Source organism: Paenibacillus sp. FSL H8-0457, from assembly GCF_038051935.1.
GTDB classification, from domain to species: Bacteria; Bacillota; Bacilli; order Paenibacillales; family Paenibacillaceae; genus Paenibacillus_AQ; species Paenibacillus_AQ lautus_A.
In genome coordinates this window covers 3,407,593-3,427,729 of the sequence record NZ_CP150293.1, presented here as the reverse complement: position 1 = coordinate 3,427,729, position 20,137 = coordinate 3,407,593, and the positions used below count along the sequence as shown (strand labels likewise).

The 20,137-nt window shown below is 50.6% G+C and carries 15 protein-coding genes; 4 read left to right on the top strand and 11 right to left on the bottom strand.

Going from position 1 to position 20,137, the window contains the following annotated elements; genetic code table 11:
* Nucleotides 1-54: 54 nt before the first annotated feature.
* The 5 genes from MHI43_RS15240 to MHI43_RS15220 form a co-directional block, all read right to left on the bottom strand.
* Complete coding sequence (locus MHI43_RS15240; protein ID WP_036663047.1) at nucleotides 55-951, bottom strand: carbohydrate ABC transporter permease; 897 nt, start codon at nucleotides 949-951, stop codon at nucleotides 55-57.
* A 12-nt stretch (nucleotides 952-963) separates the two neighbouring features.
* Nucleotides 964-1,890 (bottom strand): ABC transporter permease subunit, encoded by a 927-nt coding sequence (locus MHI43_RS15235; protein WP_036663048.1) that lies wholly within the window; start codon nucleotides 1,888-1,890, stop codon nucleotides 964-966.
* Nucleotides 1,891-1,938: 48 nt separating this feature from the next.
* Nucleotides 1,939-5,019 carry a glycoside hydrolase family 38 C-terminal domain-containing protein gene (locus tag MHI43_RS15230; RefSeq protein ID WP_036663049.1) on the bottom strand — a complete coding sequence of 1,027 codons (3,081 nt, stop codon included), beginning with the start codon at nucleotides 5,017-5,019 and terminating at the stop codon, nucleotides 1,939-1,941.
* A gap of 24 nt (nucleotides 5,020-5,043) precedes the next feature.
* Complete coding sequence (locus MHI43_RS15225; protein ID WP_036663050.1) at nucleotides 5,044-7,275, bottom strand: hypothetical protein; 2,232 nt, start codon at nucleotides 7,273-7,275, stop codon at nucleotides 5,044-5,046.
* Between the two features lie 164 nt (nucleotides 7,276-7,439).
* Nucleotides 7,440-8,588 (bottom strand): substrate-binding domain-containing protein, encoded by a 1,149-nt coding sequence (locus tag MHI43_RS15220; protein ID WP_015735215.1) that lies wholly within the window; start codon nucleotides 8,586-8,588, stop codon nucleotides 7,440-7,442.
* Nucleotides 8,589-8,903: 315 nt separating this feature from the next.
* On the opposite strand from MHI43_RS15220, the gene MHI43_RS15215 reads away from it, so the two are divergent.
* From MHI43_RS15215 to MHI43_RS15200, 4 genes are all read left to right on the top strand, one after another.
* A complete protein-coding gene (locus tag MHI43_RS15215) occupies nucleotides 8,904-10,961 on the top strand; it encodes a GxGYxYP domain-containing protein (protein ID WP_036663051.1) in 2,058 nt (685 codons plus the stop codon).
* A gap of 569 nt (nucleotides 10,962-11,530) precedes the next feature.
* On the top strand, nucleotides 11,531-12,616 hold the full coding sequence (locus MHI43_RS15210; RefSeq protein WP_036663053.1) for an endospore germination permease: 1,086 nt from the start codon (nucleotides 11,531-11,533) through the stop codon (nucleotides 12,614-12,616).
* Between the two features lie 3 nt (nucleotides 12,617-12,619).
* Nucleotides 12,620-14,149, top strand: coding sequence for a spore germination protein (locus tag MHI43_RS15205; RefSeq protein ID WP_036663055.1), 1,530 nt, complete (start codon nucleotides 12,620-12,622; stop codon nucleotides 14,147-14,149).
* Nucleotide 14,150: 1 nt separating this feature from the next.
* Nucleotides 14,151-15,368, top strand: coding sequence for a Ger(x)C family spore germination protein (locus MHI43_RS15200; protein WP_015735211.1), 1,218 nt, complete (start codon nucleotides 14,151-14,153; stop codon nucleotides 15,366-15,368).
* Between the two features lie 131 nt (nucleotides 15,369-15,499).
* Here the strand turns inward: MHI43_RS15200 and MHI43_RS15195 are convergent, their stop codons facing one another.
* The 6 genes from MHI43_RS15195 to MHI43_RS15170 form a co-directional block, all read right to left on the bottom strand.
* The gene (locus tag MHI43_RS15195; RefSeq protein ID WP_186326418.1) at nucleotides 15,500-15,670 is read right to left on the bottom strand and encodes a hypothetical protein; all 171 of its coding nucleotides are present in this window, start codon (nucleotides 15,668-15,670) and stop codon (nucleotides 15,500-15,502) included.
* 210 nt (nucleotides 15,671-15,880) lie between these two features.
* Nucleotides 15,881-16,735: a protein phosphatase 2C domain-containing protein gene (locus MHI43_RS15190; RefSeq protein WP_036663057.1), complete on the bottom strand. Its 855-nt coding sequence runs from the start codon at nucleotides 16,733-16,735 to the stop codon at nucleotides 15,881-15,883.
* 44 nt (nucleotides 16,736-16,779) lie between these two features.
* Nucleotides 16,780-17,517 carry a DUF4184 family protein gene (locus tag MHI43_RS15185; protein WP_036663058.1) on the bottom strand — a complete coding sequence of 246 codons (738 nt, stop codon included), beginning with the start codon at nucleotides 17,515-17,517 and terminating at the stop codon, nucleotides 16,780-16,782.
* 132 nt (nucleotides 17,518-17,649) lie between these two features.
* Nucleotides 17,650-18,642, bottom strand: coding sequence for an LLM class flavin-dependent oxidoreductase (locus MHI43_RS15180; RefSeq protein ID WP_015735207.1), 993 nt, complete (start codon nucleotides 18,640-18,642; stop codon nucleotides 17,650-17,652).
* A 26-nt stretch (nucleotides 18,643-18,668) separates the two neighbouring features.
* A complete protein-coding gene (locus MHI43_RS15175) occupies nucleotides 18,669-19,151 on the bottom strand; it encodes an Rrf2 family transcriptional regulator (protein ID WP_036663059.1) in 483 nt (160 codons plus the stop codon).
* A gap of 335 nt (nucleotides 19,152-19,486) precedes the next feature.
* Nucleotides 19,487-20,137: a response regulator transcription factor gene (locus MHI43_RS15170; protein ID WP_015735205.1), complete on the bottom strand. Its 651-nt coding sequence runs from the start codon at nucleotides 20,135-20,137 to the stop codon at nucleotides 19,487-19,489.

Genomic DNA, 20,137 nt, shown 5'->3' with positions numbered 1-20,137 from the left:
TATGGATATCAATGATCTTGGTAAAGCTTTGGACAAATTCCGGGTCAGGATGACCTAACCTTTAACCGAGCCGATCATAACCCCCTTTACGAAATATCGCTGCAGGAACGGATAAATGCACAGGATCGGGAAGACCGTGATGACAAGCAAGGCCATGCGAAGCGATTCGGGCGTCGCGCCTGCCCCGCTGGTTCCGCCCACCGTCTGACCACCTTGCTGCGCCGCGCGCTGCATCGAATTGGATAATGCTTCTGCTTCGGTCAGCATTTCTTGCAATAGGGTCTGCACCGGGATCAAATCTTTGTTGGATACGTAGTATGCGCCCGAGAACCAATCATTCCAATGGGCCACCCCGATGAAGAGGGAGATGGTTGCCAGCACCGGTCCCGAGAGTGGCAGTATGATCCGCACGAAGATTTGAAAATCGCCGTAACCGTCAATGCGGGCGGATTCCTCCAGCTCCTCGGGTATGCCTTGCAGGAAGGTGCGGATGATCACGATGTGCATGAAATTGAACAGCATCGGCAGCACGTACACCCAGAAGGTATTGATCAGATGCAGCTTCTGCAGCGTAATGAAGAACGGGATGAACCCGGCGCTGAAAATCGTCGGCAAAAAGATGTAGAAAGTGAAAAAGGAACGGCCGGGCAGCGTTTTCTTGGAAAGCGCATAGGCCATGAGCGTACACAGCACCACATGCAGGAAGGTTCCGAGCACGGTGCGCATAAGCGTAATTTGGTATGCCTTCCATATGCGGGCGTTATCGAACACCTGAGCATAGTTCTCCAGCGTGAATTTACGAGGAAGGAAATAGATGGCCCCCATCATCGAATCTTTGCCGTCATTCAAGGAATAAGCCAAAATATAAATAAACGGGTAGATCATGGAGAAGCCGATCAATGCAAGAAACGTGTAATTAAACACCGAGAAAAAAGACCACTTTCGATTCATTACGTCACCTCCTTAGAACAGGGATACATCGCTGACTTTGCGGGCAATCCGATTGACCGTCAGAACCAGGATGAGCCCGATGATGCTTTGGAATAGCCCGACGGCCGCGGCGTAGCTGAGGCGTCCTTCCCGGATACCGGAATTGATGGCGTGCACGTCCAGAACGCTGCCCATGCTGGCAGTCGCCGGTCCGTTCAGGAGCAGGAGCTGTTCATACCCCGCGCTCATCAGATTGCCCACCGCGAGAATAAACAAGATGATGGCCACATTCCGGATACCTGGAAGCGTCACGTGCCACATTTGCTTGAAGCGCCCCGCGCCATCCATCTTGGCAGCTTCATATAGCTGCTGGTCGATGCCCGCAATGGCGGCCATAAAGATAATGGAATTCCAGCCGATGTTCTTCCAGATATCGGAACCTACAATCATCTGATAAAACCAGGTTGGATTGTTCAGGAACTGGATCGACTCGGCCCCGAATGACCCCAAGAGGTCATTGACCGGACCGCCGTATGGGGTCAGCAGCCGCTGCATCAAGGTGACGACCACGATCCAGGATACGAAATAAGGCAAGTAAGACAGGGTCTGAATGGTCTTCTTGAATTTCATCTTCCGCACTTCATTCAGCAGGAGCGCAAGAATGATCGGCATCGGAAATCCGATCAGCAGCTTCATGAGGCTGATGATGACCGTGTTGCGGATGATGTCCCCGGACTGATAATAATTGAAGAATTGTTCAAAGTACTTGAATCCGGCCCAGGGGCTGCCTGTAAATCCGCCTATGAAGGTGTAGTCCCTGAAGGCAACTTGAATTCCGTATAAGGGCACATAGGAAAACAGAAAAAACCAGACGATGCAGGGCAGCATGAACAAGTAAAAGAGCTTGTGCTGCCAAATTCGTTTGAATACTCGGTTGCTTGTCCATCGTGACTTGTTCACATTCCCACCTCTCCTTTCTCACATGGGGCGGCGGTGCCGCCCCGTCCTCTATAGTTCTGGTACATTCAACCGCAGCGTGATGATTTCAAACGGCGTGAACGATAGCGTGACCTCGGACGGATCGTTCATCGGCAGCTGCGTAAGGCAGTTTTCCATCAGATCAGCGATCCAGGCCTCGGCGGCTTCAAACCCAAGCCGAAGCGACGTGTTCGCGTGCGTTCCTGAAGCTTCATACAGACGAACGATGACATCGTCGCCATCCTCGGCTTTTTTGACGGACTCTACCATGATGTGCGGATGATCAGGCCAGATAAACGATTGTGAAGGAGGCAGCTTTGTTGTCACCTGATCCGATACCTCAGGCAAGGACATCGTGCGAAGCGGGACGTTCAGTTCATGGCCTCTTCGGTAGATTTCGGCTTGCACATGATTCCCTTGGTGCGGATACAACGAATACGTGAATCGATGCTCTGCGCGGTCCGCCTCCGGATCGGGATAAGAGCTGCTGCGGAGCAGATGAAGATCCAGCACGTTATCGATGGCGCGATGGCCATACTTGCAATCATTGAGCAGCGCGACGCCGTAATCCGGCTCCGATAAGTCCACCCATTGATGTGCGCAGATCTCATCCTTCGCAAAATCCCACAGCGTATTGCGGTGGGTCGGTCTGCTCAGGCTGCCGAACTGGATTTCGCAGTGGACCTGATCCGTGCGTATATTAACGGGGAACGACGTTCTTAACATCTTGCCGTTCTCCCTCCAATCGACGTCCGTCTCGAAATCGATGCGCCGGCTGCCCGCCGTCAACACGACGGTCTGGGTCAGCGAGGACTCCCCGTAACCGTACTCGAAGACAAGCCCGATCCTCGGCCCCTCCCGAAGCTCCCGCATGCTCAGCAGGTGTATCGGTGTACCCGGATTCGCCGCATAGTCATGGCGGAAATCCCATGCGTCCCCGTCGTCATGATAAACGCGAAGATCGTTGCCTAATCGTCCCTGCTGGATGACTTCGCGGTTTTCCGCTTTATCCAGAACCGACAGGATAGCCCCGTTTTGATCGAATGTCACGATGACCTTGTCGTTCTCCAGGCTTCGTCCTTCAGCTGCAGCTGCAGCGTCTGCGCCCGCCTCTGGCGTTTTAGTCAAGATTTCAGAGGAGGATGCGGCTTCTCCATCCGCTTCCAGGCCAGCGTCATTCGATAAGACCGCATATCCCATCGATGGAACCTGCACGTGATGCCAGCGTCCGTTCATGCGCAGCCACTCTCGTCGCTCCCAAGGCAGCGAATTGAAGATGACGGTTTGCGCGGAAGCCGTGTCACTGCGTGCTATATGGCCAGCTATATAGTTGTAGGTGTCGGCAATCATGGTTTCCGTCTGCCCAAGCAGCTCTTCATACCGCGCCAGCGACTCATCGTACACCCGCTTGATCGAAGATCCCGGAAGAATATCGTGGAACTGATACAGCAGGACTTCCTTCCAGATCGTCTCCAGCGTCTCAGCAGGATAATCCCGCCCTAGCCGGGCTGCCAGCACAGAAGCAAACTCCAGCTCGCGCAGCGCTTTCTCCATCTTCCGGTTGTAACGTTTGCTCCGGGCCTGACTGGTCAAGGTTCCTTGATGCTTCTCCAGGTAGAGCTCCCCGCGCCACGTCTGGAACGACTCGCGCTCTTCATTCAACCGTTCGAAGAACTTCCACGAAGGCTCTTGCTGGACGGGAGACAAACCAAGAAGGTTTTTCTCGCGAGCCAGCCGTTCCAAATGCTCTTCGCCCGGACCGCCGCCGCCGTCTCCAATGCCGAAGAGCATCAAGGCATGGCCGGATACGTTCTTATCTAAATACTCCCGCTCCGCCTTGGCAATGGAGCGAGGGGCTGCCGGACTGTTGTACGTGTCTTCAGGAGGCATATGGGTCAGAACGGCGGAGCCGTCGATGCCTTCCCAGAGGAAGGAATGGTGAGGGTGCCGGTTGTACTCGCTCCAAGAGAGCTTCTGGGTCATCATATAATCCACGCCGGATTTCTTGAGCAACTGCGGCAGGCTGGCAGAGTAACCGAACACGTCCGGCATCCAGAGCGATTTCATCTCCAACCCGAATTCCTGTTGGAAATATCGCTTGCCGTACAAGATCTGACGAACCAGTGATTCCCCGCCCGGTACATTGGTATCCGATTCTACCCACATGGCTCCCTGCGGTTCCCATCTTCCTTCGCGCACCCGTTCCTTGATCTGTTCATATAGTGCGGGATAATGCTGCTTCATCCAGTCATAGAGCTGGGGCTGGCTTGCCCCGAACACGTAGTCCGGGTAGCGTTCCATCATGCGGAGCACGGTCGAGAACGTTCTGGCGCCTTTCCGGATCGTTTCGCGGATCGGCCACAACCAGGCCAAATCGATATGAGCGTGCCCCACGGCGCTGATCGTTAAGACCGGATCGCCGCCCTTCAGGCTCAATGGTTCAGCCAGCTTCTTCTTCGCCTCCGCGACGCGCTCCGGCGAGAAATCCGTGAGCCGTAACGAAACGTCATACAGCGCCTGATAGATTCTCTCTTTGCGAGCGGTTCCCGCCGGGAGCTGCTCGGCGGCTTCCAAGAGTACCTCGACATCGTAATATAGGCTCCGGATATCTTCCCGGCAGCTGGCGATGACGGCTTCTTTCAAAGTTCCTCCCCGGTATTTGCCGAAGAGATCGTTATTGCCCGCATCGGCCCACACTTCAATATCCGATCCACGCAGGAACATGTCATGGAGCCGGACGACGCGCTTGCCGGGGAGTCCTAAGGAAAAGTCGAATTCCGAATTCACGGTGGTCAAGCCCTGTACTGGCGATCCGTTCGGATCCACCAAACACAACTCGCCGTTGATGTCCAGCAGGAGGACAAGATCCTCCTTCCGGCTATGCTCCGGAATGCTGCCGGCAAAACGGAACCAGGCGCAGTCCCACAGGCTGCCCCATCGCTGTCCATGGACAAGCGTCATTTTCGTTCCCGTCTTTCGATCCAAGTACGATACGGGCTCAGGCGTAACCCATGCCGTCACTTCCAACTCGGCAACCGGCTCATATATGGATTCCCGAAGTTTGCTTAACATTTGTTTTAACGGTTCAGGCCTTATCGGTTCGTATGGCATGATGATCTGCTCCTCTCTATTGCATCAGTCGGCTGCAGGTTCCGTCACGGATTGGGATATCCAATCCACCAGAATCACGGCCTGGTTCGCCGCGCCGTGTTCGTACTTCAGCAGGACGGTTAACGACTCCCGATCCCATACCCAGTCGGCAGGCATCGCTTGATTCCCGATGACGTACTGGACGGACGCCGGCTCGGTCGGACAATACAGCCTCGCGCTGGCCTGCATATTGGCCGGTCCCTTGGCCGTGAATCGGAAACCGGCGTCCGATTGGTCGAGCTCCTCGATTCTGGAGGAGGCTGCGATGATGGACACTCTGCCTCCGGAAGGACGTCCGGCTTCAACATCATAGAGAAGCGCCTGTTTCCCGGGGCTTAACGAAATTTGATCATGAACGGAGAGTTTCGAATCGAACAAGTCCACGACAGGACCCGAGATTGTCAGGTCTTTATCGGAGACGGACTCTTCCAGGACCGAAGCAATGATATAAGGACCGCGTTGCAGCTTGAAATAATGTTTGGTATGCCACGGCGGTTCCGTGCCGAAAAGTGCCTCCATCGTGGCCTGGACGGCGCGGCGCAGCCGGTCTGCCCCTTCCTTCGACAAGCTCAGGTCGGCCGGATGCTGATCCAGCCAGCATACGACGCCTTTTCCTGCCTGATGGATACCTTCCGCTACTCCCTTCAGATCAAGCTGCTCAAAAAGATGCTCCCGCGGGGAGTTATATTTCGAGCTGAACGATCCGACCCCAACCTCCGTGTTCCACCATGCGCGTATGCCGTGGTACGGATCGCTGTCATCGCCGACATAGATCAGTGCGCCGCCATCCCGCACCCACTGCGCGAGGGCATTATGAAGGTCTGGATATTCCGGCTTGAAAAATTCATAGCTCAATACAAGGACGCGGTAAGGAGCCAAATAACCCGGATAACGCCTTACATTATCAAGCTGAAGCGGGCGAACCGGGATGCCATGCTTCAACAGGGGCAGCGTCAGACCGTAAAAAGGAGAGAAATCGAGTAGCTCCGTGTCCCCCGCCTCCTGAAATCCTTGGGGGTCCGTGCCGTCATATTTCCCGGCATCGGGCGCTCCAGGCTCAGGCTTCATTCGCTGAAACATCGCGGAGTCTGCAATGAGAACGCCGACTTGCAAGGCGTCTTCCTCCGATTCGATCACTTTCTGGTCCATATTGCCCAGCGTATGCATGACCTGGAGCAGCGTCGTTGCATAGTCGGACGGGATGGATTCTTTGCTTGAGCCGTCCTGGGATGGGTAAGTCCCTTTAAAGATTCGCCGCGGCCATGGCGAGACCTCATAATGGGAAACCCCTGGATGCAGCAGTGAAGCGACCACGGTTTTTAGATAGTTCTGCTGATAATCCGCCCACGTGTGGTTCGGATTGTCTTCGATCGGATCATGCAGGAACCACATGCGTCTGTCCGTTCCCCGAACCAGCTCCTGCATCACGCCGTATTCGAGGTAAGCGGTTTCAAACGTCCGTTCCTTGCGCAGCCCCTCATATACATTCGGCGTCCGGGAGGTCCCCGTCCAGATCTGTGCAATGTACCCGTCTATGGACGGGAGCTCCACGAGCCCTGATTGCGGACTGACGATCCGCCATTGGGTGTAGTTGATCAGACTATGGGTCGGAACGTAAAAGCGAAGGATTCGATCATAACGCTTTAACGCGTAATCCTTCATCTCTGCGCACAGCCGGTCGAGCACCCGGGTATATAAATACGCTTTCAATTTGGAAGCCCGGTATTGTGCGTCCGGTGAAGCATGTGGCGGAATCCATGGCTCCTTGTAATACAGCTGCCATTCCCGCTTGAACGCTTCCGAATAACCTCCGTTCACCCAAAATTCTGGCTCTTCCAGATGAATGGCCTCCACGCCCGCATCCACCGCGATGCGTATTCGGTCCGCGATAAAGCGGCCAAAGGAAATCGTAGGCACCATGTAAGGAATGACCGGTTGCTTGCCATGCAGGATCATCTCCCCTTGGCGATCCTTCTGGGCTTCATCCCAATGCGGTACGCCGTCTACCTCCCCATCCAGGTAGCTGTTGTATTGCCCCCATGCGACTCCGGTCATGAGATGGACGACGTACCCCTTCTCTTTCCATTTCCGAATGCGCTCAGGCATGGTTTCGTCAATCCCGTACACCATCACGAAGTCTGTCTGAAGATCATAGTCGGGGTGATACGGTGCGGACTCTTGAAACCCGGTTCGTTCTTCCCTGCGATCTCTCGGCACGTGTTTAAACCTCCCTGCTCAGGTTAAATGTACTTTCACTTCATGAACCTCCATCATTTTCTAGAATATAATATATAATATAAATATATTCAATATGTTTTTTGGACAAACCAAAAAAGCCTTCTCCGTTGGATGACGGAAAAGGCTTATTCTTCGCATGGATATTAAGTTCGTGGAACGCGGCCGGATGTTTGGCGGATCACAAGCTCAGGCTCAATCAGCATTTTGCTGTAACTCTTGCCTTCGCCTGAGCCGCGCAGCACTTCCAGAAGTTTGCCGGCGGCTTGATATCCCATATCCCGCTCAAACTGCTTGACATGGGTGAAAATGCTGAATTCCTCCACGATGGAAGTCGGATCGTCGAAGCTGACGATCGATACGTCCTCTGGGACCCTAAGCCCCGCTTGCTTTGCCATCTGATAGATCTGCACGCCCAGTCTCCCGTTAAGCGAAATATAGGCGGTTACCATGCGATTTCGAATGTATCGGTACAATGGGTGCGCTTCCGCATCCTTAAGCACGTTCAGCGGTTTGAAATCCGTAATCATATGCGCCGGATTGATGAGCGCGCCTTTGTCCTTCAATGCATCGATATACCCTTCGATCCGCTCCTGAACCGTCACGGTCTGAAGGGGGGAATCCGAGCAGATGGCGATATCCCGGTGCCCAAGCTCCCATAGATGCTCAACGGCGAGCCGGGTGCCCCGCCTGCCATCGGCGGCAATATAATGCGTCTCGACGCCAGGCAAATACCGGTCGATCAACACAAAAGGAAAACCGGACAGCTTCATGCCCAGTATCTCCTCGTTGTAGTTCTCCTCGTCGATCGGGAAAATCAGCAGGCCTTCGGCTCCGAGAGCCTTCAGATCCTTGATGGCGTCTTTTTCCTTGTCGAGTTTGCCGTCGGTCAGCATGATCATGCTTCGATAACCTTCATCATTCAGAGCCTGCTCGATTCCCTCGATGAGTCTCATGGCAAAGTAATCATGAATCGTGGGCATAATCACGCCAATCATGCCCGTTGCCAGCGTCCTCTCTTTTCCCTTGAGCGACGAAGCCAACGGCTGGTTACCGGGTGAGAAGTCCGCTTCTTCCGCAACAAAACTTCCTTTGCCCGGCACGCGGGCAATCAATTTCTCGTTCGCTAATCCCGTCAGCGCATTGGCAACCGTGATCTTGCTGACATGAAACTGGTCCATCAGCTCCTTCTCTGTCGGAATGCGATCACCGGGCTTCATATTTTCTGATGCTATGACGTGTCGGATATAGTCCTGGATTTGCTGATACAACGGAATTCGATCATTTGTACTCATTCTAATCACATCACCAATTCATTCATGATATTTGAAATATATAATATATCCTTACACATACAAGCGCAATAAACAAGCATGAGCTGACAACGACTGTTACGACAACCCCTTGATGCAATAGCGTTTAACATGCCTGATTTGCAAGAATTATAAGAAGTTTTGTCGAACCTCTTGTAAAATAATATTTGAATATATTAAATATGTGTTGGTAAGCAGTGTGCTGCACGGTATGGTACCGAAAAAAGGAGGTTGGATGTTTACGGATGAGCACGCGCTTCCAGTTGACAACAGAACATAACAAGGAGTGAATTCGCCATGGCCCGTAGATTCACGATTCTCTGTTTAGCCATCCTTTGTGCTTTTTCATTAAGCGGCGGCGCAGCTTTTGCTTCGGGAACGGATGCATGGCCAGCCAAACCCGACGGCTCCGATAACCGCGAACTGCCAAGTTTCAAGAAACCGAAGCATTTGGATGCCGCAGATATTTATGATGCTCCAGGTGACATTAAATTGCTATTAGGGACCTTGCAGGGAATCGTTAACAGGGAACAGCCCCGAATCTATTTGATTGAGTCCCAGGAAGAAGGGAAAATGACCTGGCTTGAAGATATAAACGTGCCTTATACGCTTCATGAAGATTATTGGGACGTATTCGCTGCTTATCAAGGCGAAGCCAAAGGCATGATTGTTTATGATCCGGAAGTTCCCGACACGATTAATGTCGCCACCACCCTCGCAGGACTGAAGAAGGCTGTCGTTGCCAGCCCGGAGCTGGCCGCCAAATTGTCCAAAGCCCCTTACAACTTGAAGACGCTGGACGATCTGCGCGGCAAATTCGATAACCGGCTCGAAGCTTACACCTGGCAGTACGAGAATCTGTGGAAACAGACGAATCATCAGATGTTAGTCGGACTGGACCCGGATACGGCGATTCGAATTCCTTCCGGCCTACCGGAATCGTTTGTAACGATTGCAGAGGAAAAGGAGCAGATTCGCGATGCAAGCAATCGTGATACTTACCAGCTTGATTTATCCTTCCTCTTGGGAAAATCAGAGGTATATCTTCGGTTCGACGATGCTTTCACCCAGGATGGTTGGGGCCCTGCCGTACACGAAGTAACGGTTAAGGCCGACGGCAACGTGATTGCGAGTTTCATCGCAGGTACACCGGAAGAAGAGACCTATCTATATGATCGGCAAAATTCCAAGTTCAGTGAAGGACAGGGCGGTCACCGCTTCGCCGATAACGGCAGTTATTTTGTGTACGAATTCACCCCTCCTGCCGGAACCAAGAACCTGACCGCCGAAGTGGATATGTGGAACCAGTATAAGGTTTCCGCTGGAAATGTCCGTCCGCTATCCGCTGAGCAGCAGGAACCTTATGGTTACTTAAGAGATTACGCCGTAGCCAACAAAGCGATGGTCTTCTGGCTGGATTCCAATGTGCCTGAGCAAAAAGCGCTGTTCGAAAAAATCCTGTCTGATGTGAAGCCGGGAACCCCGTATCTCGGCTGGTTCAGCAACGATGTGGAAGGCGAGTTCAGTTCCGTCGAGATCGCTTCCCGTTATGGCGTTTATGTGCTGGCGGCCGACTGGTTCAGCAATCTGACTGTCTTCTCGGGAACCAAGCCGAATTTCAAGCTGGCGAAAACACCTCCACAGCCGGCCCTGGAGAATAAGATTTACGTAACGTATACTTTTACAGAAGGCGACAACTTCCAATACAACCAGCATCGCATGCGCGTCATGTGGGATGACCCGGCTCGCGGCAAAGTCCCGATCAACTGGACCTCCAGTCCACTGCTCTATGAAGGTGCTCCAGCGATATTGAATTATTATCTCAATTCGGCTACAGAGAACGATTTGCTGATTGCCGGGCCGTCCGGTGCCGGATATTTTTACCCAAGCCCATGGCCGGATGCAAGCTTTCAGCAGTTCTTGCGGTCTACCGAGAAATACCTGAAAAAGACGGGAATGACGATCCCTTATGTTCTGAATCGAGTCGATAGTCAGAATGTGCCGTTATCACCGTTTAAAGCAAAAGCATATGAGGAGGAATATAACGTACCCGGTTTATTTATTAGCTATGAAGACAGATACGGGGTTGAAATCGTTGGCGACAGCCTGCCCGTATCAACGATCCGCGGGATCAGCACCGTGCAGGACGGATTGCAGGTCCTGAATGAGGCCAAAGCGAATTGGGACGGTAAGTCACCGCTCTTCGTTTCCCTCGGCATGCTTGCCTGGAGCATGACTCCGTCGGATGCGCTGGCTCTAACCGAACAGCTTGGAACAGACTTCAAAGTTGTACGCGCCGATCACTATTTCTCCTTGATCCGCGAAAGCTACGGCTTGCCGGCAAGCAAGAAATGATGATGTCTTGTTAAGCGAACTGCATATTTCTCAAGGCAGCGTCAGGCCCGATCCAATCGGGTCTGCGCTGCCTGTTTTATTAACGCGGGGTCTGTTGCTATATTTCATAGCATTAACTATATGTAGTTGATATCATTAATTATATATAATTAATGCCATGAATTAATTGATTAATATCATTAATCATCTCTTGTCCTTCATCATGCTGCAATCGGAACTGTGCCTCCAATAACATCGGACCGCCTTCATAAAGTACTCCGTCTCTCCTCGCATCTCTTTATCTCTTAAAAGGAAAATATGGTTCCTTGCCTGCTTGGATCTGTGAGAAGCGGCTGAATTATTTCTTGGGTAATCGCAAAAACCACATCGTTTCGACAGCCGATCTGATGTCCGATTCTCTTCCCTACTCTATTGCAGTCGGCAATCACATGGCGAATAAGATCCTCTCCCCCATACGACTCGCAGCCATATTACGGCTGTGCTTCCTCGCACCATACATAAAATACGGCAAATGGTGAATACTCACTGTATCGAATTAGCATGTATTCCCTCATATGGAGATTAGTATTATGGCCGCAACTAAAAAGATATCCTTAATCGACGTTTACTTCATCATGCTGCTGTCCTTGGGCATCACCAATCACGTTGTCCTGATTCCGCTTCTTCTGCAGAAAGCAGGCCGGGACGCGTGGATGGGCACGTTGCTAACCATGATCCTGCATATTGGCTGGGTGTATATCTTGTTTTTCATTATGAAGCGGACCCGACAACAATCCATCTTCGCATGGTTCAAAGACAGCTTCGGACCCGTGATAGGCTGGATCTTCGTTAGCTTAACAACGCTCTATTTTTTCTGGATGTCCATGGTGATTTTGCGAGAAACGGTGACGTGGATTCAGGTCACCTACCTGCCGCAAACACCCAAAACAGTCGTCTCGCTCACCATTATCCTCCTATGCGTGTATGTGGCGAATAACGGCATTCGCTCGATAGCCATCATATCGGGAATCTTGCTTCCCATTGTATGGGTGTTGGGCCATTTTGTCGCTATTTCTAATTTGGAATATAAAGACTATACCTTGTTGACGCCGCTCTTCTTGGAAGGTTATACGCCCATGCTTAAGAGCATGCTCGTGGCCGGCGGTGGATTCATGGAGATGATTGTACTGATCTATCTTCAGCATCACATGAAACGAAAGATGAAATACCTCTCGATCGTCATATTGTCTATTTTGCTGGGAGGTCTCACGCTGGGACCGTTGATGGGAGCTATTGCCACATTCGGTCCTGTTCCCGCCATGGAATCCCGCTATCCCGCTTACGAACAGTGGATGCTGGTCACCATAACGAAATATATCACCCATGTCGATTTTCTGGCATTGTACCAATGGATATCGGGGACGTTAATACGTATATCCCTGTTCCTGTTTATTATTGCGGACGGCATTTCCTTTAAAAAAACCAAACGGCGCTTGTGGTACCTGTTAGGGATGGGTGTTGCCACATCCATCATCTCGTTGATCCCGGTCATCGATCGGCAAATCGAGTTATTCGTGCTGGGCAAATATTCGCCATCCTACCTGGTCTTCCTTTCTTCGCTGACGCTGTTGATTGCCATTGCTGTCACATTTCGAGCTAATACCAAAGGAGGGTAGATGATGTCAAACTACAGAAATCGAAATAGCATGTTCCGCCGAAAAAAGAAACCATCCTCGGTCGCAGTGGACCGGCAACCTGCTTCCGACGCATTGGATGAGGAAGCCCTGCGATCCATGTTTGCCAACTCCGCAGATGTCATCATCAAATCTTTCCCAGGAAATCATGAAGATGCTATCCCCGTATTGCTGCTGTATAGCGAAGGTATGGTTGATACCATGCTGATGACACAATATGTGCTGCCGGATCTGGAAGAAAAACTGGAACACTTCAAGGATTGGGAACCTTTAGCCAGAGAACTGGATAAATCGATGGAATGGAGCAAAGTGAAGCAGCCTGCCGATGTCGTTAAACTTCTGTTTGCCGGACGAATGATCCTATTTTTTTCAAAAGAGAAGTGCTTTTATTCCATTGATATTGCCTCGCTTCCCAATAGACAACCTGATGAGTCCAATACAGAGGTGGCCATCAAAGGGGCACGCGACTCTTTTACGGAAGATCTTAACATGAACGTGGCACTCGTTCGAAAAAGATTGCGTACAGCCACACTCCACAATGAGCAAGTGATGATTGGCGATCGCAGCCAGACCAGAGTAGCTCTTCTGTATATTTCCGATATCATACGTCCGGAATTTATCAACGAGGCAAAGGAGCGCTTAAAAGGCATCCATGTCGATGCGCTAGTAACCAGCGGCCAGCTGGAGGAAGCCCTTTCCGATTCGACCTTATCCCTGTTCCCACTCATGGATTACATTGGAAGACCGGATTTCGTCGTGGAGTGCTTGCTAAGAGGGCGTTTTGTCATTCTTGTGGACGGGTCGCCGATGGCATTGATTGCGCCTTGCAACTTGCTGGAGTTGTTAAAGTCGCCTGAAGATTCCTATTTTCCTTACCACTTTGTCATATTTGAACGGCTTCTAAGGTTGATAGGTTTATCTCTTGCCATAATGCTTCCGGGGTTTTGGGTTGCCTTGACATGCTACAACATGGATCAGCTTCCTTTTCTGCTTCTTGCGACCGTCACCGTCTCCCGATTCGGGCTTCCGTTGTCGTCGCCAATGGAAATTTTATTGATGCTGGGCATGTTCGAATTATTCAGGGAGGCTGGCGTCAGGCTGCCGAAAGCTGTGGGTCAAACCATCGCGGTCTTAGGCGGCCTCATTATCGGTGATGCTGCCATACGCGCGGGTTTAACGTCGCCCACCATGCTGGTCGTATCTGCAACGACGGCAGTCGCAACGTTTACATTGGTAAACCAGACATTGAGCGGAACGGTCAGCATTATTCGGCTGTATGTGCTGATATGGTCTTCGTTGCTTGGCATGCTGGGATTCTTTATCGGTTTATTCAGTATCGTTGCCTACCTCTCCGTATTGGAATCCTTCGGACTTCCGTACCTTGCTCCTCTATCGCCGCTGACCTTCAAGGATTTGATGAATGCCCTCTTGAAAAAACCGTGGGCTTTCAACAAAAACCGACCGGATATGCTGCAGAATATAGATAACACATCTGAAGAAAGGGAACCTACGTGATATGAGAAACTGTACCAATATCCTAAAATTAATATGGTTAACGGTTATGCTCAATATGTTAACGGGCTGCTGGGACATCAAGGAGATACAAGACATGAATTACATCACCGCCATCGGCATCGATCAAGAGGACGGTGATTTTGTTGTTTACACCCAGATGATGGATTTTACGTCCGTAGCCAAAAACGAATCGGGAAAAACGGATACCCCCCCTCAAGTATGGACTTCCAAAACTAGAGGCAAAACGTTCGATATGGCGGTTAACGCCATCTATGATTCAGCGCAGGTGCGCACGAGCTGGAGCCATATCTCTTGTATTCTCATCAGTGACACCGTCTTACAATCCAATGTCCTAACCAAACTGGATACGATCGGCCGTTATCAAGAAATCCGGATGACGCCATGGGTATTTGGAACAAAAGACTCCATCGAACAATTATTTAATGTTACTGCTTTCTTCAATCTATCCCCGTTGAATACGTTAGCCCATGAACCTTCTGAAGAGTATAGACAGAAATCCTATGTCGTACCGATTCGATATTTTGATTTCATGGCGTTGACCACAGAACCGGCAAGCACGGTACTTCTTCCTAATCTATCGATCGATAAAAGGACCTGGAGTCTAAATCAAAAAGAAAATCCGAAGCTGGAGATTAACGGAGTATACGCTATTTCCAAAGAGAAATTGAATGGCTTCTTCACCAATGACAAGCTTACCGGTCTGCGCTGGATGGAAACCGATACGAAACGCTCTCCTGTCATGATTACGAATAAGAACGGCGACTACGCGGGGATCGTCGTATTGTCGAACCCTAAAATTCGCAAGAAATTGAACATTGTCAACGGAAAGCCCCAATACAGCATTTACGTGAAGTTAAATGGCAACGTGGTGGAAGCTCTCGACGACATGATTAAGACTGAAATGGAAAAACAGGCGGCCACGGAAGTACAGGAGGAGATTCTGTCCACGTTTAAGAATGGGATTGCTTCAAAGACAGACCTGTACAGCTTGGAGCACGTATTGTTTAAGAAGGACACCCGGCTTTGGAAAAAAATCCATCAGTCGTCTCCCCAACCGATGGATCAAGGTTCTCTGGAAAAGGTTCATGTCGAAGTCCATCTGAATCATGCCGGCATGAAGCTGCTCCCTCATCAAAATGGACCTGCTGCACCTTCGACCCAAAACGAAACAATATCCAGACGATCTGCCATTAAATGAATCCATAATTAAGGCAGCCTTTTCTTGGAGTCAAGAACGGCTGCCTTTGCTTTGAAGCAGGTAGAATTCCTATGTCATATATGATGAAGATGAAATAAATGTTGTTTGTTAAGTTGATCGTACGCGCTTGGCTACACGACAATTTCCACACCTTCATCCTCAAACAAGTCATCATAAGCAACGTAGAGGCCTATGGCTGAGGCGATTAATACCAAAATGGCTGCGATGAACGCCAATTGTTTAACCGTAGCTTTGTTTGATTTCCCTTGCTGTCTTCGTTTACTTTGCACTCCTCGGCCCATACTGCATACCTCCCGCTTTCATGCCGTTACCATAAAATATGATTCCGACATGAAAATGTTGTTAGGCAAAGCACGCTTATTATATCGTATGAGTATAGTTAATCCGGATCGGACATGGCAACCATATGACTGCGGCTCTCTTTTTGACCCAAATGCCATTCTCTCATTTTCACCAGCAGTTTTGCATAGCTTATAGGTTCGATGGACCAACTATAGGTCGTTAAAATGAAGCACCATGCCCGTCTTGTCATCGGATCTCTTGAATCTTGCATGGGTTAAGCACTCCGGGTCAGCCTCTTCGATATCCTGTAATTCATGCGTATACTGCTCAAGGCCTTTTAACAGTATACGCTGCGCGATGTAGTTCCAATAGGATCGATCACTCGGCACGTCGTTCACAGGCCAGAATAAACCATCCGTTAATAGAATCAGGTGGGCTATTCGGGATCTATTGATTTTTCCGTATTCGAGAAAATCAACGGCACGGGGATCCCCGTTCAAGACGCCGTAGCCTCCATTCACGTTGCTCTTAAAGCGGTTCTCCCTAATGATATCTATCACCGTGCCGAGGAGTTCTTGTTGACGGGTCAGTCCCTGATTCACGCCTTCCTCCCATTTCGCGATGGCTGGAGTTTCCAAATGAGCGACTTGTCTCCAGGTTAACGGCCGAACCTCCCCGTCCCGGTACACGGCAAGAATCATGCAGTCACCGGTCTGCAGGAATTCCACCCGTTCCTCCTGAATTCGTACGAGAGCAAGAGCCGTTCCCCAGAGCCCGTCTTTTTTCTCCATATCGACATGGGCTTGCTGCATGAGTTCTCTTAACTTATCGTTTGCTGCCGCAGCATGCTCCGCAAGCTGTTCCACTTGATCCAGTGATTCAAAAAAGTTCTTCACCGCTTGAGCAGCAAGGTACCCTCCCGTTTCCTTCTTGTCGCTGAGGTAGGGAACCACGGAGGATACCCCGTCTAACACGCCGTACAATCCGGCCTGCTCATGATTAATAAGTGCATCTTCATTTAAAAAATGGATCCCCTTAAGGGTGTACTGCTCAATGGTTACCATAATAGCCCCTCCTACACAATGAATTCTGGTTTATGCTGGATTCGTTATTTTCGCCTGGCCGTATTCCAAAATAGGATACAAGTTACAAGCAGTGCGAGCAGAAAGCTGCTAATGGCCGGGACGACAAGCTGCAATACATAGGGCAGTCCCCTCCCTTCTACAACCGTCAACATGGCCGTGAACATTGCAAGGATATAGACCGTAACGAATACGCACCAAAAGGTTATAACCGGATGCGCATGCGCTCTTTTCGGGGGCGATACGTACAAATGACGGTGAATCCACCATGCGGTCAGGACCAAGCCAAATAGGGTGCTGCCGTGTTGGCCTAATTTGTACACCGGAATTTGTAAGGCACCGATATGCAGCATTTCCGTAAGGAGCGGAATCTGATTGACGATCCATGCTCCCTTGTGCGTGAACTGATCCCAGAGCAGATGCGTGCCAACGCCTGCCAGTCCTAAGAGGATTACGGCCAGCCACCCTATGGGAGAGACTGGAAGTTTTCCATCCCTCTGCCAGCGGTACGGGAACCATGAAGGTAAATAGACGTGCAGAACCGGGCGTATAACCTTCTCAAACACAACGTACAGCAGCAATATCAAGGGGAGATTGAATAAGAGAATACCCGGACCCTCATGCCCCCATACGCCAGCCGCCCGAAAACGGACGAAATATTCAAAATCCGGCGCCATGCACCCGATAATGAGCGCGGACACCGGTAACGACTTCTTCTTCCACCACGGCATCGTGATGACGGGATGCGCGAATGTAAAAGGCATAATCTCTCCTAACTGCTAATTTTATGTATAAACGATTTTTTACTATTCTAGCATCAACACACTTCTAAGGGATACGATATTTTCGTCAATCGAAAAAGGACAGGCTTCCGCCTGCCCTCTCAAAACCATGATTTACAGCAGTTCACGTGCGAGCAGGCGATATACCTCCAGCCGCTTTTCCTGCGAATGCGGAATGCTGCATATCATCGCTTCCTGGAATCCGTAGTGCGCTTGCTCTTCCTGTAAGCGGGCCGCGATGTCTTTTACCGCTCCCACCAGATGAATTTTGCGCCCTTCCTGGATAGCCATCCGGTCAATCTCCGATAAAGATACATTCTGAGCCTCTTCGGGTGTCATCACCTGCGTAATTCGGCCCTTGCTCATCATCAGCCGGAAAATATCCTGCGGCAGCGCTTCATACTCCGCTTCTTCCTTTGTTTCCGCTGTTGTCACCATATAGGATACGTTAATTTCAGGCTTCTCCATGTACGGGGATGGTTGGAAGTTATCTCGGTAATGGTCCAATATGTCTATGCTCATCGCTCCGTTAAAGAACTGTGCGAAGGAGTAACCGACCCCCATCTGTGCCGCTTGCAGCGCACTGTTGCCGCTGGAGCCGAGCAGCCACACTTCAGGCAGGGCGACTCCCGTAGGCGCGGCGGCATTCGTGGCATACAGTTCATCTTCCGGCACCTGGTCGCGAAGAAGCTGCATGGTGACGGAGAGCTTGTCATACATGTTATGAAGCATCAGCTGCCGCCCCTCGGACAGTGCGTACATGGCACTCGTATCGCCGCCTGGCGCACGACCTACGCCGAAATCAATCCTTCCCGGCGTAAATGCGCTTAACGTCTTAAATACTTCCGCGAGCTTCAGTGGAGAATAATGCATCATCATGACGCCGCCGGTGCCGATGCGTATCCGCTCGGTTTTTGCCGCAAGCCGGGCGGCCGTCACTTCAGGGGCGGAGCTGGCAAACGTATGTCCTCCATGATGCTCGGCCATCCACATTCTGCTGTATCCCAATCCATCGGCCAGAACAGCCAGCTCTTCAGCTTTCATCAATGCGCCTTCCGCCGTATTGCCGCTGGTGACGGGAGCTTGATCCAGTACGCTTAATCTCATATGATATCTTCCCTTCTTCGGTTCGATTAGATGACCATTTTGTTGCTGATCCATTCCTCCAAGGCGCTAACTTTATCCTTAAAGCGTTCTCCGCGCATTTCCTCCGATAACGAAGCGATGGTCTCTCGCTTTAATACAGCTTTCCAGGAAGACTCGGCTTCTTCCATCAAATCGGATAGCAGGCAGCAGCTCTCTTCTTTTTGCAGGTCGAGCATGTCTACGAGAATTCCGTGGGACGAGTATAGGGACTGCTGTCCTTCCACTGCGAGGTAAACGTCGTATACACGGATATCCTCAGGTTTCTTCCTTAATCTGAATCCGCCCTTGATGCCGGGGACGGACGTGATCAGATCAGCGGTTACCAGCTTTCTCAACAATTTCTGAAAATAGGTCACGGAAGTTCCCAGCTGCTGGCTGATCGCTTCCCCGGGCAGCACCGCCCTGTCCGGCAGCATGTTGAGCAGAACCAGGGCATATACGGACTGTTCCACGCCGGTTTTCATATGCATAAACAGCACCTCGTTTTACGGTATGAATTTGATATCAAATGCTATTCATATTTAAAGCGGATAATGAATATCCACGTTATATCATATATCAGCCGGGTTCAAATGTAAAACCTAACGGTTGCGTTCATCTCATATAACATGCTGAACGGGATCGCGCCGATGGCATGATCTTGTTCAGCCATGTTAGGATATGACCGAATCATGACAAAAGCATGACAGGTGTATGGCTAATATATGACAGAAGTAACTGTTTCGATAGACTGCCAAACCCTATACTCATAGAAACACATGACAAAAAAACACCGCTTTCATTGAAAGCGGTGTTCTTGCCTTAATCAATCCGGATCCCTAAGTGCCTGCTTGAGCAGCGGAATCGCCTTGGTCCGGTCATTCATGCCGATTTTCTCATAGATGACGCTGATGTAGTTGCGAACCGTACCTTCCGTGATATATAACATATCGGCGATTTCGCGGTTGTTCTTATATTCCGTCATCAGCTTTGCAATCTGCAATTCCCTGGGTGTCAGATTATAATTCTGCACCGGAAACTGTGGAACTCCGGTCGTTCTTAACCGGGCCGCCAACTTTGCCGCCACCTTCGAAGGGAGCATCAGCTCGCCACGAATCGCCTCGCGGATCGAGGCAATGATTTTTTGGGACGTAAAGTCTTTAAGCAAATATCCGGATGCTCCTTTGGCCAGTGCCTCTATAATGAAATCCTCTTCGGTGAACGTCGTGAGGATCAGCACGATCGTATCCGGATTGGACTGCTTAATCTGGTGCGTTGCCGCAATACCGTTCATAACCGGCATTTCGATGTCCATTAACACAAGCTGAGGACGCAGCTGCTCCACCAGCTCGCAAGCGGTCTGCCCATTGTCCGTCGTAGCAACGACCTCCATTTCGGGCTCCATATTGATAATGGTCTCTAGGCCTTCACGGACAATAGTTTGATCCTCTGCAATAAGTATGCTTATGCTTGACAT